This window comes from Streptomyces ureilyticus (genome assembly GCF_011045025.1).
Taxonomy (GTDB): Bacteria; Actinomycetota; Actinomycetes; order Streptomycetales; family Streptomycetaceae; genus Streptomyces; species Streptomyces ureilyticus.
In genome coordinates, this window is record NZ_JAAKZX010000060.1 from 1 (window position 1) to 14,902 (window position 14,902).

Annotated in this window: 17 protein-coding genes and 2 pseudogenes; 10 read left to right on the top strand and 9 right to left on the bottom strand. The window is 70.1% G+C overall.

What is annotated here, in order from left to right; translation table 11 throughout:
• Positions 1–32: 32 nt before the first annotated feature.
• From G6048_RS20020 to G6048_RS20030, 3 genes are all read right to left on the bottom strand, one after another.
• Positions 33–281, bottom strand: coding sequence for a hypothetical protein (locus G6048_RS20020; protein WP_165340935.1), 249 nt, complete (start codon positions 279–281; stop codon positions 33–35).
• Positions 282–375: 94 nt separating this feature from the next.
• Positions 376–1,623, bottom strand: a complete 1,248-nt coding sequence (locus G6048_RS20025; protein WP_165340936.1) for an FUSC family protein — start codon at positions 1,621–1,623, stop codon at positions 376–378.
• Positions 1,624–1,704: 81 nt separating this feature from the next.
• On the bottom strand, positions 1,705–2,199 hold the full coding sequence (locus tag G6048_RS20030) for an FBP domain-containing protein (RefSeq protein ID WP_165340937.1): 495 nt from the start codon (positions 2,197–2,199) through the stop codon (positions 1,705–1,707).
• Between the two features lie 177 nt (positions 2,200–2,376).
• Between G6048_RS20030 and G6048_RS20035 the strand changes: the two genes are divergently transcribed.
• On the top strand, positions 2,377–3,351 hold the full coding sequence (locus G6048_RS20035; protein ID WP_165340938.1) for a phosphotransferase family protein: 975 nt from the start codon (positions 2,377–2,379) through the stop codon (positions 3,349–3,351).
• A gap of 122 nt (positions 3,352–3,473) precedes the next feature.
• Here the strand turns inward: G6048_RS20035 and G6048_RS20040 are convergent, their stop codons facing one another.
• Both G6048_RS20040 and G6048_RS20045 read right to left on the bottom strand, forming a co-directional pair.
• Positions 3,474–4,655, bottom strand: a complete 1,182-nt coding sequence (locus G6048_RS20040) for an FUSC family protein (protein ID WP_206341817.1) — start codon at positions 4,653–4,655, stop codon at positions 3,474–3,476.
• A gap of 78 nt (positions 4,656–4,733) precedes the next feature.
• On the bottom strand, positions 4,734–5,768 hold the full coding sequence (locus G6048_RS20045; RefSeq protein ID WP_165340939.1) for a PHP domain-containing protein: 1,035 nt from the start codon (positions 5,766–5,768) through the stop codon (positions 4,734–4,736).
• A gap of 176 nt (positions 5,769–5,944) precedes the next feature.
• Between G6048_RS20045 and G6048_RS20050 the strand changes: the two genes are divergently transcribed.
• Both G6048_RS20050 and G6048_RS20055 read left to right on the top strand, forming a co-directional pair.
• Positions 5,945–6,181: a hypothetical protein gene (locus G6048_RS20050; protein ID WP_165340940.1), complete on the top strand. Its 237-nt coding sequence runs from the start codon at positions 5,945–5,947 to the stop codon at positions 6,179–6,181.
• 132 nt (positions 6,182–6,313) lie between these two features.
• Positions 6,314–6,678 (top strand): annotated as a pseudogene (locus G6048_RS20055) (serine hydrolase); the annotation flags it as partial.
• A 30-nt stretch (positions 6,679–6,708) separates the two neighbouring features.
• Here the strand turns inward: G6048_RS20055 and G6048_RS20060 are convergent.
• Complete coding sequence (locus G6048_RS20060) at positions 6,709–7,362, bottom strand: VanZ family protein (protein ID WP_165340941.1); 654 nt, start codon at positions 7,360–7,362, stop codon at positions 6,709–6,711.
• A gap of 229 nt (positions 7,363–7,591) precedes the next feature.
• Between G6048_RS20060 and G6048_RS20065 the strand changes: the two genes are divergently transcribed.
• The 5 genes and pseudogenes from G6048_RS20065 (at position 7,592) to G6048_RS51440 (ending at position 9,385) form a co-directional block, all read left to right on the top strand.
• On the top strand, positions 7,592–7,777 hold the full coding sequence (locus G6048_RS20065; protein WP_165340942.1) for a hypothetical protein: 186 nt from the start codon (positions 7,592–7,594) through the stop codon (positions 7,775–7,777).
• Positions 7,774–8,232, top strand: a complete 459-nt coding sequence (locus G6048_RS20070) for an MrpF/PhaF family protein (protein WP_165340943.1) — start codon at positions 7,774–7,776, stop codon at positions 8,230–8,232. The genes G6048_RS20065 and G6048_RS20070 overlap by 4 nt, the downstream gene beginning before the upstream one ends.
• Positions 8,225–8,479 carry a Na(+)/H(+) antiporter subunit B gene (locus G6048_RS20075; RefSeq protein ID WP_165340944.1) on the top strand — a complete coding sequence of 85 codons (255 nt, stop codon included), beginning with the start codon at positions 8,225–8,227 and terminating at the stop codon, positions 8,477–8,479. Before G6048_RS20070 ends, G6048_RS20075 begins: the two co-directional genes overlap by 8 nt.
• Positions 8,476–9,081, top strand: a pseudogene (gene mbhE, locus G6048_RS51435) (hydrogen gas-evolving membrane-bound hydrogenase subunit E); the annotation flags it as partial. The gene G6048_RS20075 and the pseudogene mbhE, both read left to right, overlap by 4 nt.
• A 22-nt stretch (positions 9,082–9,103) precedes the next feature.
• On the top strand, positions 9,104–9,385 hold the full coding sequence (locus G6048_RS51440) for a proton-conducting transporter transmembrane domain-containing protein (RefSeq protein ID WP_328826461.1): 282 nt from the start codon (positions 9,104–9,106) through the stop codon (positions 9,383–9,385).
• Positions 9,386–10,127: 742 nt separating this feature from the next.
• On the opposite strand, the gene G6048_RS20090 is transcribed toward G6048_RS51440, so the two are convergent.
• Entirely contained in the window at positions 10,128–10,778 is a 651-nt protein-coding gene (locus G6048_RS20090; protein WP_165340945.1) for a DUF4230 domain-containing protein, read from the bottom strand.
• A 330-nt stretch (positions 10,779–11,108) separates the two neighbouring features.
• Between G6048_RS20090 and tuf the strand changes: the two genes are divergently transcribed.
• Complete coding sequence (gene tuf / locus G6048_RS20095; protein WP_165340946.1) at positions 11,109–12,302, top strand: elongation factor Tu; 1,194 nt, start codon at positions 11,109–11,111, stop codon at positions 12,300–12,302.
• Positions 12,303–12,349: 47 nt separating this feature from the next.
• On the opposite strand, the gene G6048_RS20100 is transcribed toward tuf, so the two are convergent.
• Positions 12,350–12,730: an anti-sigma factor antagonist gene (locus G6048_RS20100; protein ID WP_165340947.1), complete on the bottom strand. Its 381-nt coding sequence runs from the start codon at positions 12,728–12,730 to the stop codon at positions 12,350–12,352.
• A gap of 128 nt (positions 12,731–12,858) precedes the next feature.
• A complete protein-coding gene (locus G6048_RS20105; RefSeq protein WP_165340948.1) occupies positions 12,859–13,299 on the bottom strand; it encodes a MarR family winged helix-turn-helix transcriptional regulator in 441 nt (146 codons plus the stop codon).
• 104 nt (positions 13,300–13,403) lie between these two features.
• Between G6048_RS20105 and G6048_RS20110 the strand changes: the two genes are divergently transcribed.
• Positions 13,404–14,858: an aldehyde dehydrogenase family protein gene (locus G6048_RS20110; RefSeq protein WP_165340949.1), complete on the top strand. Its 1,455-nt coding sequence runs from the start codon at positions 13,404–13,406 to the stop codon at positions 14,856–14,858.
• The last annotated feature ends 44 nt before the right edge of the window (positions 14,859–14,902 follow it).

A 14,902-nucleotide genomic window follows, 5' to 3' on the forward strand; every position in this document is an offset into this window, starting at 1 on the left:
CCAGAGGACATGTGCGCCCGCCTCGACGCCTGCTACCGCGAGCTGCTGGGCGTGCCGAGGACCCGGCCGACCCATACCGCTCCCACCGCCCACCGGCGCCTGACGCCCGCGGACCCCGTGGACGCGGCGCGCGCGGGGGTGGAGGCGGTGCCGGCCTCAGGGCGGTCCTGCGTGTCCTGGGTGCCGCAGCCGGCCGGGCCCGTCACCGCGACCGCCGCGAGCGCCCCGACGAAACGGCGCCTGCCGAGCACGCCTCGTGCCGGTTCCGCACCCTTGATCATTGCCCGCACCTCTGGTCTCGCTCGCCTCGGCCGTGACAGCCACCTTGACCGCTCGCGGCGGCGCGGGGCAAATGCGGCTCCGAGTGGTGGCTGGTCAGGCAGCTCGATCCGGGGCGGTACGGGGCTTCCGCCGGAGCTTGCGCAGACCGCGGCGCAGGCGGGCCAGGCTGGGCAGGCGTTCGCGCTGCTCGCGCGTGCAGCGGTCCAGCTCCTCCAGGAGCCGGTCGGAGCGGTGCTCCATGTCGAGTTCGTCGAGGATCCGGGTGACCTCGGTGAGCACCGCGCCGTGCAGCTGCCACTGGCGCGCGTCCCGCTGGACCTCGTCGAGCATGAGCTGGGCCAGTTTGTCGCGGGTGGCGGTCGCCGAGGCCAGTTCGGTGGCGAGCCGGGCCTCCGCGGACTCCGCGCTGCGGCTGACGTCGGAGGTGACCAGGACGGCGAAGCTGACCACGGCGTCACCGACCTCGCCCAGCAGCTGCTCGACCGTGGCGCCGGTCTCGCGCTCGAACAGCGGCTCGGGCTCACGCAGCTTGGCCAGGTCGGTGAGGCTGCGGGCGAGCACCCGCAGGACCACCGTGCAGATCTCCAGCGTGTCGAGCCCGGTCCGCAGGACGACACGGTGCAGCAGCCCTTCGCGTACCCGGGGGTTGAGCTTCAGGCTGTCCTCGGCCTGCTTGAGGGCCGCGTCCACCTCGACGATGTCGTGGTCGAGGCGACGGGCCTCGTACAGGCGTTCCGCCGCGTACGCCACGGGGGTGCGCCCGCCCGCCTCCTCGCCGACCAGCAGCATCAACTGCCGCATCCGGCGCGCCAGATCCTCGATGGACTCCCCGGCCGCGACCACCCACACCGGGGGAGCGAAGAGCAGATTGAAGCCGAGCCCGACCACGGCTCCGATGAAGGTCTCCAGCACTCGCGCCCAGGCCGTGTCACCGACTCTGGTGACGCCGAGGACCAGCATCGCGCTGATCGCCACCTCGGGCACGAACTCGCTCACCCGCACCAGATGGCCGACGGCCAGCGAGGCGAGGATCAGCAGACCGAGGCTCCACCAGGTGAGTCCGACGATGGCACTGAACGCGATGGCGAGCAGCACGCCCGCCACCACGGAGTTCACTCGGCGCACGCCCGTGGTGAGCGTGGAGTAGAGGGTCACCTGGACGACGAGGAGTGCGGTCAGCGGAGCGGTGAGCGGTGCCACCTCCGGGCTGAACTGCAGCGCGACCACGTACGCGATCGTCGCGGCCGCGGCCGACCGCACCGTCTGGACGAAAACGGGCTCCTGGCGCCACTTCGCGACCCGGACCGCGCCGGCGGCCCATGCCTCACGTACATCCCGCATCTCTCGCCACTTCCCGTTCCGTAGCCCCACCGAACGTGTCCGACGGTGACACAGGCCGGTCGGCAGGCCGGGACAGGCCCCCTATGTGTACAGCTTGTCCAGGAAAGCGGAGAGATTGCCCGTAGCCCGGGCGATCTGCTGCTCCACCGTGAGGCTTTCCTCGATACGGAGTCCGGACTCCGGGATCTTCTTGCCGCGTACGTACAGCGAGCAGGCCAGGTCGGCGCACATGTACACGCCGACGGAGTTGCCCTCGCGTCCGGCCGCGCCCGCTTTGCGCGCCGTCATCAGAGAGACGCCGTTGCCCGGGTGGGTCGTCATGCACAGGGAGCACATGCTGCGGTGCAGGAAGCCGCGCTGGGAAGACGGGAAGCGCAGGGTGACGCCGACGAGCCGGTCCTCGCGCTCGGTGACGAGGTAGCTGCGGTCGGGCGCTCCCGGATCTCGCCAGCCGAGGAAGTCGAGGTCGTGCCACGGGCGTTCGGCGAGGTCACGCGGTATCGCGAGACGTTTCGCCTCTCCCTTGGAGCAGTTGATGAACGAGGTGCGTATGTCCTGCTCGGTGAGTGGTCGCATCGTGGGGGTCCTTGTGGGGAATCGGGCTGCCGGAGAGCCGGTCGGGCCAGGTGAAGAACCTAGGGTGCCTAGGTTTGTACCTACGCTACATAGCCGTTTCGGCGAGAGCTAATGGGTTTCCGGCCCCGTACGCTGTACCTGAACCGTAGGCCGGATCATCAACTGGGTGGGGGCAGGATGTCGGAGGCGCGGGCTCGGCGGGTGCTCGAGGCGGTCGGGGTGCCGGGGGAGCGGCTTGTCCGGTGCCGGTCGATGGACGGGGGAACGTACAACCTCGTCGAGGAGCTGCTGCTCGACGACGGCAGTCGTTACGTACTGAAGGTTCCGCCCCCGCCCACCGACCCCGGTATGCGTCACGAACGTGAACTGCTCGTCTCCGAGGCGGAGTTCTACCGCGCCGCCGCCACCGTCGACGTGGCCGCGCCGCATGTGGTGGGCGTCTGTTTCGACGGAGCCGCGTCCACGGGGCGGTATCTGCTGATGACGGCGTGCCCGGGTGAACCGTGGGACTCCTCCGTCACGGACGGCGAACGGGCAGGCCTTCGTGGGGAGTTGGGGCGCCAGGTCGCCCGGCTTCACCGGGTGACTGGACCCGGGTTCGGGTACCCGTCCGGTGCCCTCGGGCCGTTGGCCGGCGACTGGCGTACGGCCTTCACCACGATCTACGACGCCGTTCTGGATGACGCCCGCCGCTACGCGGCGTGGCTGCCCCGGCCCGTGGACGAGATCGCCCGGTCGGCCAAGGCCGCGTACGACGCGCTCGACGAGGTCTCGGAGCCGCGCCTCGTGCACTTCGACCTGTGGGACGGGAACATCCTGGTCGAGCGTCCGGAGGGCGGCGCGGCACCACGGATCGGCGGGCTGATCGACGGCGAGCGCATGTTCTGGGGCGATCCGCTGGCGGACTTCGTCTCGCTCGCGCTGCTCGGTGACATCGAGAAGGACGAGGCGTTCCTGAAGGGATATCAAGAGGCGGGCGGCAAAGCCGAGTTCACGTCGGCAGCCCGTCGACGCCTCGCCCTCTACCGCAGCTACCTCTACCTGATCATGCACATCGAGATAGTCCCCCGAGCCCAGATCGACGAGCGGCAGTCCTGGATCCGGGACGCCGTCGCTCCGGAGCTGACGGCTGCCCTGGACGCACTCGACTGAGCCCTGGCAACGGAAAGGGACCCCGACCGGACGGGGGAATCACGGTCGGGGCCCCACGACTTATTTAACGGCAAACTACTGGTCAGTGTTCCCTGGTTCGCGCAGGTCAACCGTGATATGCGTCACGAGCGACGCGCCGGGCCCGGCCCTTCCGTCTCTGCCCAGATGTTCTCGGCCTGGAGCAGCAGGGTGCCCAGGACGGCGGCGCGGGGTGCGCCCAGGCCGGCGTGGTCGCGCAGGCTGGTCTGCAGCGCCTCGTGCAGCTCCCGCATCGTCGCCTCCGCCCGGCGGTCCGTACCGTACGCCTCCGCATCGTCCCGGCGTCCGCCCAGCTCCAGCAGCCACCGGCTCTCGCGGTGGCAGGCCTCCCCGAGCAGGGCGAGCAGCCGGGCGTAGCGGTGCAGGGCCGCCCCGTCCGGCGGGCCGGCGGTCCGCTCACCGTCGACCGAGACCGCCAGGGCCCGGATCAGCGCCGCCACATGCCCGGTGATCCTGCTCCACCGCTCGTCCTCGTCCGCCGCCGGAACATCCAGCGGCACCCGGTGGAACGCCCTCAGCCAGTCCGTCGTGAGCCGCAGGCTCTCCTGGCTCCAGCCCCTGGCCGCCCGCAGATCGTCGAGCCGGCGCGCCAGACGGGCGGAGGCGCGCGACCAGTGTGCGGCGTTCGAGGCGTCCCAGTCGTCGTGCCGCAGGTCCTCGGCGATATCGGCCAGTACGTCGCCGGTCTCCTGCGCGAGAGCCGCCAGGTTCTCGCGTACGTCGCGCAGGTGGACCGGCGGCAGGACCAAGGCGTTGACGGCGACCCCTATGACGGCCCCGAGCGCGGCCTGAGCGACCCGGTGGCTGATCGCGGAGGTCGTCACGGTTTCCGAGGCGAGGGTGAACAGAGCGGTGGTCGTGGCGTAAATGCCCTGGTCGCCGAAGCGGCGCCAGTTGGCCAGCAGCATCAGCACCGGGACGGACAGTGCGAGAGCGGCCAGGATGTTGCCCGTGAGGACCTGTGCCGCCGAGGCCAGCAGCGTGCCGACGCAGATCGCCGCGAACTGCTGGGCCGCCTGCCGCAGCGAGCTGTACACGGTGGCCTGCACCAGGACCACGGCCACCCAGGGCGCCATCAGCGCCATCGGATCGCCGAGCCATTCGTCCGCCACGGTCCACGCGAGCAGCGCCGCCGCGGCGGCCTTGAGCGACTGAACGAGGAGGTCGCGTTCCCTGCCCGGCCCGCGCGCCGCCCGCCGCGCGGCCTCGGCCACGGTCCGCATCTCGTTCCCCACCCGGTCCTTGGCCTCGGTCAGACGGATCATCCGGGCCGAGTAACCGGAGAAGCGGGACGCGCACGCCTCCCGGCCTCCTCGGTACCGCGCATCCGGGCCGCCTCGGTGCTACGAGGTCACGCCGCCCGGCACATCCCGATGCCGCGTCCACGCCAGCAGCTCGTCCGCTGACCAGGTGTTGACCACGCGCTCGGCGGGGACCCCGCACTCCTCGGCCCGCGCGCACCCGTACCCCTGCCAGTCCAGCTGGCCGGGCGCGTGCGCGTCGGTGTCCACGGAGAACAGCACGTCAGCGTCGACCGCCCGGCGCAGCAGCCGGCGCGGTGGATCGAGCCGTTCGGGACGGCAGTTGATCTCGAGCGCCGTCCCCGACTCGGCGCAGGCCGCGAAGACCGCGTCCGCGTCGAACTCCGACTCCGGCCGCCCGCGCCCGCCGACGAGCCGGCCGGTGCAGTGCCCGAGCACGTCGGAGTGCGGATCGCGTACGGCGGCGACCATACGGCGCGTCATCGCCGCCGCCTTCATCCGCAACTTCGAGTGCACCGAGACCACCACGACGTCGAGCCGGTCCAGCAACTCGGGTTCCTGGTCCAGCGAACCGTCCTCGAGGATGTCGCACTCGATGCCGGTGAGCAGCCGGAACGGAGCCCAGCGCGCGTTGAGTTCCGCCACCACGTCGAGCTGCTCCCGCAGCCGCTCCGGGGACAGCCCACGCGCGATCGTGAGGCTCGGCGAGTGGTCGGTGAGCACCGCCCACTCGTGCCCGAGCCGGGCCGCCGCCCGCCCCATCTCCTCGATCGGACTCCCTCCGTCCGACCATGTCGAATGCAGATGGCAGTCGCCACGCAGCAACGCACGCAGCCGCTCACCGCCCTGCGCGCGCGGATCCGGCGCCTCCTGCTCCAGCCGCTCCAGATACCCCGGCACCTGGCCTGCCAGCGCCTCCCGCACCACCTGTGCGGTCTTCGGCCCGACGCCCTTCAGCGACTCCAGCGATCCGGTGGCCGCCCTCTTGACCACTTCTTCGGAGGGCAGCGCGGCGACCGCGTTCGCCGCCGTGCGGAACGCCCGTACGCGATACGTGGGTGCCTGGGACCGCTCCAGCAGGAAAGCGATCCGGTCCAGGGCCTCGGCCGGTTCCATGTCACCAGAGTCGCGCCACCCGGACGGCTCCGCACAGCGGCCACCGGAGCCCCGCTGTGCCACCATGAAGTGCGACCCTCTTTCGGCCACCTGGCCTATCGGCGCAGCCGAGTGCCACGACTGACATCGCCGCCCCGGCAGGCTGTCGGCGACCGGCGTGTGGAACTGGTGGGATCATGACTGAAATCGCAAGCCCCTACATTTCGCACCCGCGGATCATGGTGCTGGGCGTCCAGCCTGGGAATCCGCCCTTCCGCATCGTGAAGATCGACGGCGCCGTCATAGGCGAGGCCAAGTCCTTCACCGACGTCCTGGTCGCCGCCGCGGCGTACGGCGTCCCGGTGCACGACGCCGACGACCCGGAGGCTGTCCGCTGGGTAGGCGGCGACAAACACACGTGGAAGATCCACTGAGAGCGTCCGGTGTGGCCCACGACACGGCCTGAGTGAGGGAACCGGGCGGCACCGGCGGGGAATCTGCATCTGCGAACACTGATCATCGTTACGAGGAGACAGTGCACGTGGAGTTCTTAGCAGTACGCCCCAGCCGCCGAACCAGGGCGCGTGACGGACACCTCAAGCCCGTCCGCCATCGGGCGCACCTGAGCGAAGCTCGCCCTCGGCGACGGCCTCACGCCCCGGACCGGCGGCAGCTGACCGCGTGGCTGCTCGCCAACACCACCAGCACGAACCGCTTCCGCGCGGGCCTGCCCGAGGACTGGGCCCTCGGCGACAAGACGGGCACCGGCAAGTACGGCACCACCAACGACGCGGGCATCGCCTGGACACCGGACGGGGCCCCGGTCGTGCTGGCCGTACTGTCCACGAAGCCCGACACCGAATCCGACACCCCGATGGACGAACCACTCGTCGCCAAGACCGCCGCCCTCCTCGCGAAGGCACTGGTCTAGCCGTCGCGAGGCGAGCGAACCGGACATGGTTCAGGCCGTGCCCTTGGGCTTACGCGGGTGCACGGCCCGGCCCATCCGCCTGCCGAGGAGCAGATAACCAACCATCGCCCCGGTGGTGTTGAGCAGTACGTCATCGATGTCGAAGGCGCGCCCGGTGACCATCGCCCCCTGCACCAGCTCGACGAGCAGCATCACCGCCGCGGTCAGCGTGAGCACCCGCAGGATGCCGCGCGCCCGGGGGAGCACCACGGGCAGCAGGATCCCGAAGGGGACGCCGAGGAGGAGGTTGCCGCCGATCTGCCTGGCCGCGTCGCGGAGTTCGGGCTGGTCCAGGTAGGCCCGCAGGGAGCGGCCCGGGCGCAGATTGGTGTGCGTCAGCGCCTCTGAGGCGGGCGACGGCTGGAGCGTGATCTGGGCCAGCGCGGCGGCGAACGCCACCATGGCGGCGACGGCGACCAGCAGCACCAGCAGGCGTACGACCAGCGGCAGGGGACGTCGGCCGCTCGGTGCGGGCGCCGGCTTACGGCCCGATTTCGCCGTACGGGACGTACGGGAGCGGGACTTCGCGGTGCTCGAGCGAGCCTTTGAGGCGCTTGAGCGGGATTTCGGGGTCCCTGAGCGGGACTTCGGGGTGCTTGAGCCTGATTTCGGGGTGCTCGAACGTGACTTCGGGGCACGGGCCATGCAACCCTCCAGCGTTCAACTGACGCTTCAACAAAGACAGTTACCCGCGAAACGGTCGACGATGCCGACGACCGCGACCGAACACGTCACATCGAGTTTTCCTCCGCACTACAGGGGCGCTCCGGCCACAAACCCGTCGCGCGCCGTCGCCGGACGGCACTCCGGCGGTGTTTGGATGACGTGTCGGATATATCAGGTGAAAAGGGTCAGCGGTTCGGAGGTGGTGCGCATGACGCGACGTACGACTCTGATCCGCGCCGTGTCCGAAGTCCTCGCCTGGTGGGCCGCCCTGGCCGTTCTCTGGCTGGTGTTCATCACCACCGTGGACGCCCTGGAGTTGGTGGTGGGTGCGGGCGTCGCCCTCGTCGGCGCCGTCGCCGCGCGTGCCGCGCGCCGGGCGGTGGACGCGGAATGAACGGCTGGACCGTCACGGCGACGGCCGCGCTCGCCGGGGGAGGCGCGGCGGTGGTGTGGGGCGTGGCCACGGGCCCGTTGCGGCGCCGGGTCATCGCACAGAACCTGTCCACGACGCTGTTCTGCTCCGCCCTGCTGCTGCTCGCCCAGGGCTACGGCAGGCCGTCGTACGTCGATATCGCCCTGGTCCTCGCCCTCCTGGGCCCCGTCGGCACCCTCGTCTTCGCCCGGCTGCTCGCCGAGGACCTGGACGAGGATCCGCCCCGCGCCCGGGCGCTCACCTGGCGGGCCGTCGGCTTCGGCGCGGCGGTCGTCCTCGCGGCGTGCGTGGCCACCGGACCGGGCCGGGCCATGGCGAAACTCCTGGTGACGGGCGCGCTGTTGATCGGCGGCACCCTCGTCGCCTCCCGGGCGCTGGCCCACGGCATGCCCAAGGGCGAGGACCGCCATGGCTGACGCGGTGATCGTCGTCGCCCTGCTGCTGGTCGCCGCCACCGCGACCGCCGCCGTCGCGGTCCGCGATCCCGTAAGCCAGGCCCTGGTCCTCGCCGTGCTCGGCGTCGCGCTCGCCCTGCTGTTCACCGTGCTCCAGGCCCCCGACGTGGCCCTCTCCCAACTCGCCGTCGGATCGGCCCTCACCCCACTGCTGCTCCTCCTCTCGGTGCGCAAGGTGCGACGGCAGCGGAAGGGGCGTACGGAATGACCAGGCGCGTACGGCTGTGGATCCTCGCCGTCTGCGGCGGGGGCCTCGCGGTGCTCCTCGTCGCCGCCTGCCTGGAACTGCCCGGCTTCGGCGGCGACCAACACCCCTACGGGGACCGGGCGGTACGCGAGTCGCTGGCCCGGCAGACCGCCAACACGGTGTCGTCCGTCATCTTCGACCAGCGGGCCTTCGACACCTTGGGCGAGATGACCATCCTCTTCTCGGCGGTCCTGGGCACCGTCGTGCTGCTCCGCCAGACCCGCGAGGAACACCGCGCCCACCCGGCACCCGCGCAAGTGGCCGTCCCCGTACGCCGCTACGCGCTCCTCACGCTCCCGGTGGCCCTCCTCACCGGCCTGTACGTCATCGCCCACGGACAGCTCAGCCCCGGCGGCGGCTTCCAGGGCGGCGTGGTCGCCGCGACCGCCCTGCACCTGCTGTACCTCGGCGCCGACTACCGCGCCCTGGAGCGGATCCGGCCGGTCGGCCTGTACGAGGTCGGCGACGCGCTCGCGGCGTCCGCGTATCTGGTGCTGGGGCTCGCGGGAGTGCTGGCCGGCACGGCCTTCCTCGCCGACACGCTGCTCCCGTACGGCACTTTTGTGCATGCTGATGTCCGGCGTGATGGTCGAACTCGGCGTGTTCGGGGTCTGGCGGGTGTACGGGGACGTCTTCGCGGGCCCGGGCGGCATCCCGGCGGCGGACCTTCAGCGTGTGCTGCTGGTGCTGGGCGTGCTGACAGGGGTGGTCGGCGCGGTGATGTGCTGGTACCAGCGGCACATCAAACGCCTGCTGGCGTACTCGACGGTCGCCCACATAGGGCTGTTCCTCACCGGCGTCGGGGCGTCCTCACCCCGGCGTCGGACGGCGGAGTCGCGCTCTACATCCTCGGCCACGCCGGAGTGAAGGCCGCCCTCTTCGCCTGCGCGGGCATCGTCCTCGACCGGTTCGGCAGCGTCGACGAGTACGCGCTGCACGGGCGCGCCCGGGAACTGCGCGGTGTCGCGGTGCTCTTCGTCGTCGGCGCGCCGGGCCTGGCCGGACTGCCGCCCTTCGGCACCGCACTGGGCAAGGCGCTCACCGAGGAGGCGGCCGGGCCCGCGCTGACCGTGCTGTACGTGGCCGTGTCGACGGTGACCGCGGCCGCCGTGCTACGGGTCGCCGCGCGGGTGTTCCTCGGGCTCGGTCCGAAACCCGAGGAACACGCCTCGTACGAGACGACCGGCGCCGGCGAGCCGCCCGAGACCCGGCGGCGGCTCAGGCGCGTACCGGACACGATGACGACCGTCCCCACCGTGCTGCTGGGCGCCTCGTTCACCGCCGGCGTGGCGCCGGGTTTCGCCACCGTCGTGGACCACGCGGTGAACGAGGCGGGCGCAGCGGCGGCGTTCGCCTCACCCCACTGGACCCCGGCCGGAGTGCTGCTCGGCCTGACCTCGACCCTGCCGGCCGTGGGCCTCGCCGGGCTCGCCGTCACCCGGCGGACCTGGCTGCCGGGCGAGGCCTGGGCCGGACCGCTGCGCCGCCTGCAGTCCGGGCACATCGGGGACTACGTGGCCTGGCTGCTCGCGGGCGCGGCGCTGCTGGGCGGCCTGGCCCTGCCCGGCATCCATACCGGCTGAGGACGGCACGGGTCGAGGAGTCGGACTCACGTCCCGTAGGTCACGTTCACCTCCTTGAAGCCCAGGGAGCCCAGCAGTCCCTTGAGCATGCCGGTCGTGTTCTCCTCGGCGCGGGCGGTGAGTTTGCTGTCCTTCGCCGCGTCACCGATGTGCCGGGCGGCGAGCCGGTGGACGGCGCGTTCGTCGTTCGGGTTGTCCGAGAAGATGTCGCCGAGCCGGTCGAGGAGACCGCGCTGCTTGGACACGGCGTACGACTGCTCGGGGTCGAGGGCGGGCTTGCCCAGTGCGGCGTGCGGGAGGTTGAGCGTGGCGGACGTGCGGTCCTCGTTGACCGTCACGTCGTTCTCGCCGACCTTTCCGAGGTCCACGTAGGCGTCCACGGTGCCGGCGCCCACGTACAGGGTGCGGGTGCCGCGGAGCGCGTCGGGCAGGAAACGGGCGTCCTTCTCCAGATCCACCACCACCTGGAAGTTGCCGGAGGCGGCGTCGTAACGGCTGATGTCCTGGATCGACTTGAGGAGCGTGGGCCCCGAACGGTCGTGGGTGTCCTCGCGGAACACATCGCCCAGTCCGGGCAGCACACTCAGCCGCAGCCCGGCGAAGAGCACCACCAGTACCAGGAGCACCGCACTCAGGAGCTTCGCCCATCCGGGCAGGCGCTTCAGGGACGTCGTCATGTCGAACGACCTCCTTCCCGACTGTTGAATACCCATCAAGTCCCTTGCCGGACCGCTTCCTTGGCCGAATGCGACGGATGACGGGGCGCACAGAGGGCGTACTCAGCGCTCCGCCGGAGGTGCGGTTCGGAGCTGTGGGTGGGGTCGTGGCTGGTCACTCCCCACCTCGGCAGCGCTCGAGCGGGGGCCCATCGCGGCGGAGCCGCAAAATGTCACAGGCTCGTCCCAGCCGCGTATTCTGAAGAAAAGGCCGCATTCCACTGAAAGAACGCGGCGACAGGACCAAGCCAAGCGCGCTCGGCGTCACCCAGGTGATCAGGAGGGCCTGCAGTGTCCAAGGCGAAGTTCGAGCGGACCAAACCGCATGTGAACATTGGGACCATCGGTCACATTGACCACGGTAAGACGACCCTCACGGCAGCCGTGACGAAGGTGCTGCACGACAGGTTCCCCGACCTGAACCCGTACACGCCGTTCGAGCAGATCGACAAGGCGCCCGAGGAACGTCAGCGCGGCATCACGATCTCGATCGCGCATGTCGAATACCAGACGGAGAACCGCCACTACGCACACGTCGACTGCCCCGGTCACGCGGACTACATCAAGAACATGATCACGGGCGCGGCCCAGATGGACGGGGCGATCCTCGTCGTCGCCGCCACGGACGGCCCGATGCCGCAGACCAAGGAGCACGTCCTGCTCGCGCGTCAGGTCGGCGTGCCGTACATCGTCGTCGCCCTGAACAAGGCCGACATGGTGGACGACGAGGAGATCCTCGAACTCGTCGAACTGGAGGTGCGCGAGCTCCTCACCGAGTACGAGTTCCCGGGCGACGACGTCCCGGTCGTCCGCGTCTCCGCGCTCAAGGCCCTCGAGGGCGACGAGCGGTGGGGCCAGTCGGTCGTCGAACTCCTCAGGGCCGTCGACGAGTTCGTGCCCGAGCCGGTACGCGATGTCGACCAGCCGTTCCTGATGCCGATCGAGGACGTCTTCACCATCACGGGCCGCGGTACGGTCGTCACCGGCCGTATCGAGCGAGGTGTCCTCAAGGTCAACGAGACCGTCGACATCATCGGCATCAAGCCGGAGAAGACCACCACCACGGTCACCGGCATCGAGATGTTCCGCAAGCTCCTCGACGAGGGCCGGGCCGGGGAGAACTGCGGTCTGCTGCTGCGCGGGGTGAAGCGCGAGGATGTGGAGCGCGGCCAGGTCATCATCAAGCCGGGCTCGGTGACTCCGCACACCGAGTTCGAGGCGCGGTCGTACATCCTGTCCAAGGACGAGGGAGGAAGGCATACGCCGTTCTTCAACAACTACCGTCCGCAGTTCTACTTCCGTACGACGGATGTGACCGGCGTGGTGACCCTGCCGCAGGGCACCGAGATGGTCATGCCCGGCGACAACACCACCATGAACGTCGAGCTGATCCAGCCCGTCGCCATGGAGGAGGGGCTGAAGTTCGCCATCCGTGAGGGCGGCAGGACGGTCGGCGCCGGCCAGGTCACCAAGATCGTGAAGTAGCCGCCGGGGATTTCCGGGGCGCACCTCCGGGCCGGGTCACAGGCAGGTCATACGGAACCGGAGGTGGCCTCGGACTGCCCCAGGGCCTCGTCCAGAGTCGACATTGGGGGCAGAAGCGCATCGAGACCGGTCACCTGGAAGATGCGCAGAGCCAGCGGATGGGTGCAGACCAGTCGCAGCCGTCCGCCCCGGTCGAGGACCCGGAGCCGGGCCCGGTGGAGTAAGCGCAGTCCCGAGCAGTCGAGGAACTCGATGTGCCGCAGATCGAGCACGACCTGCGCGCCGGGACGTCCCGTCGCGGTGTCCAGGAACGGCACGATGTCCAGCGCCGCGACGATGTCGATCTCGCCGTGGAACTCGAGCACGGTGTATCCGCGGTCCCGGTGGATGTGCAGCTGCGGGGTGAGGGTCTCGGTACCGTTGCGCACGCCGACATCACCTCACCGTTCCCCGCCCGGAAAACCCTGGAGCACCCTGCGATCCGACCCCGATGGGGTGAATTCCAGCATGTTCGATTGACATATGTCTTGGGTTTGCGGGGTTCCGCGCCCATTGGTTACGAGAGCGCCTGCCACGTCTTCGACAAGGCCAGCCGGAACTGTTCGGTCTGGTGCGCGGTGAGATTCCGGACCATGCGCTCCTCGAGTTCCCGTACGGGCTCGGCGTGCCGGGCGAGCAGATCGCGGCCAGACTCGGTGAGAAGGATGAGGAGCTCCCGGCGGTTGCGGGGGTTGCGCTCGCGGCGTACCAGACCGCGGGTCTCGAGGGCCCGGACCACATCGGCCACGGACTGCGCGGTGACGAACGAGTCGCGCGCGAGCTGCGCCGCGGACAGACCGTCGTGCCGCTCCAGGACGGTGAGTGAGGTGTACTGCAACGCCGTGATCCCCGCCGGGCGCAGCAGCTCGTCCAGGTGGGAGCGCACCACGAGTTCCACCTGTTTGATCATGTAGAGGAGCGACGGAGGTGCCTTGGTGGATGCCTTGGTGCCGACCATGGGGTCAGCGTAAGGCATTGACAGGAAACCTGTCTGTAATGAGACTGCGAACCAACAGGAATCCTGTTGATTGAAATCTTGGCGAACAAGGCTGGGGAGTGGCCATGACCACCTTCGATAGCGAGCCCGGGCAGCTGTTCATCGGCGGCCAGTGGCGGGAGGCGTCCGGCGGGGCGCGTACGGATGTGATCGACCCGTCCACGGGCCGGGTGGTCACGACGGTCGCGGAGGCCGACGCCTCCGACGTCGACGCGGCTGTACGCGCCGCGCGCGACGCCTTCGACAACAGCGGCTGGGCCCAGCTGAGCGGCCGTGAGCGGGGCCGTGTGCTGCACCGGGTCGCCGAGCTGATCCGGGAGAACGCGGATGAGATCGCGAACCTGGAGAGCCTCGACGTAGGCAAGCCGATCACACTGACCCATGCCGTCGACGTGACGAACGCGGCCAACGACTACGAGTACTACGCCTCCCTCGCCTGGACCCTGGACGGTGCGACCAGGGACACCCCGCTCAACGCCCACGCCTACACCCGGCGCGGTCCGCTCGGGGTGGTCGCCGCGATCACGCCCTTCAACTTCCCGCTGATCCTTGCCGGTTCGAAGATCGCCCCGGCGCTCGCGGCCGGCAACACGGTGGTGCACAAGCCCGCCGACGAGACCCCGCTCAGCGCTCTCTACATGGCCGGCCTGCTCAAGAAGGCAGGCGTCCCGGACGGCGTCTACAACGTCGTCACCGGCAGCGGACCGGTCGCCGGCGAGGCGCTGCTGCGCAACCCCGGAATCGACAAGGTGGCCTTCACCGGCTCCACCGCGGTCGGCCGGCACGCGGCGAGCGTCGCCGGTGAGGCACTCAAGCCGGTCACGATGGAGCTCGGCGGCAACGCGGCCCACATCGTCTTCGAGGACGCCGACCTCGAGAAGGCCATCGGCGCCGTCATCAAGGGCTTCGTCTTCAACACGGGCCAGTTCTGCATGGGCGGCCCGCGCCTGCTGGTCGCCCGCCCGCTGTACGACACCGTGGTCGGCATCCTCGCCGACGCCGTGCCCGGCGTGCCCATCGGCGACCCCCGGCAGCCCGAGACCGTCATCGGCCCGATGGCGGGGGAGAAGCACCTGAAGAAGGTCGAGGAGTACGTCGAACTGGCCCGCAAGGAGGGCGCCCGCATCGTCTGCGGCGGTGAGCGCCTCGACCTGAACGGCGGCTTCTACTACAAGCCCACGGTCATCGCCGACCTGGCCAACGACTCGCGTGTTGTCCAGGAGGAGATCTTCGGCCCGGTCCTCACCGTGCAGCCCTTCGACTCCGAGGACGAGGCCGTCGCCATGGCCAACTCCACGCCGTACGGCCTGGCTTCGGGCATCCAGACCACCAACCTCGCCCGCGCGCACCGCGTCGCCGACCGTATCGAGGCCGGCATCGTCTGGGTCAACGACTGGGCGATGCTCGACCCCAACGTCCCCTTCGGCGGGGTCAAGGCCTCCGGCTTCGGCCGTGAGTACGGGCCCGAGGCGCTCGCCGCGTACACCAAGGTCAAGTCCGTCGTCATCTCGCTCGACTGAGCGCTCCCGCTTCTCGTCTCTCGTAACTCTCGTAAGGAGTTGAG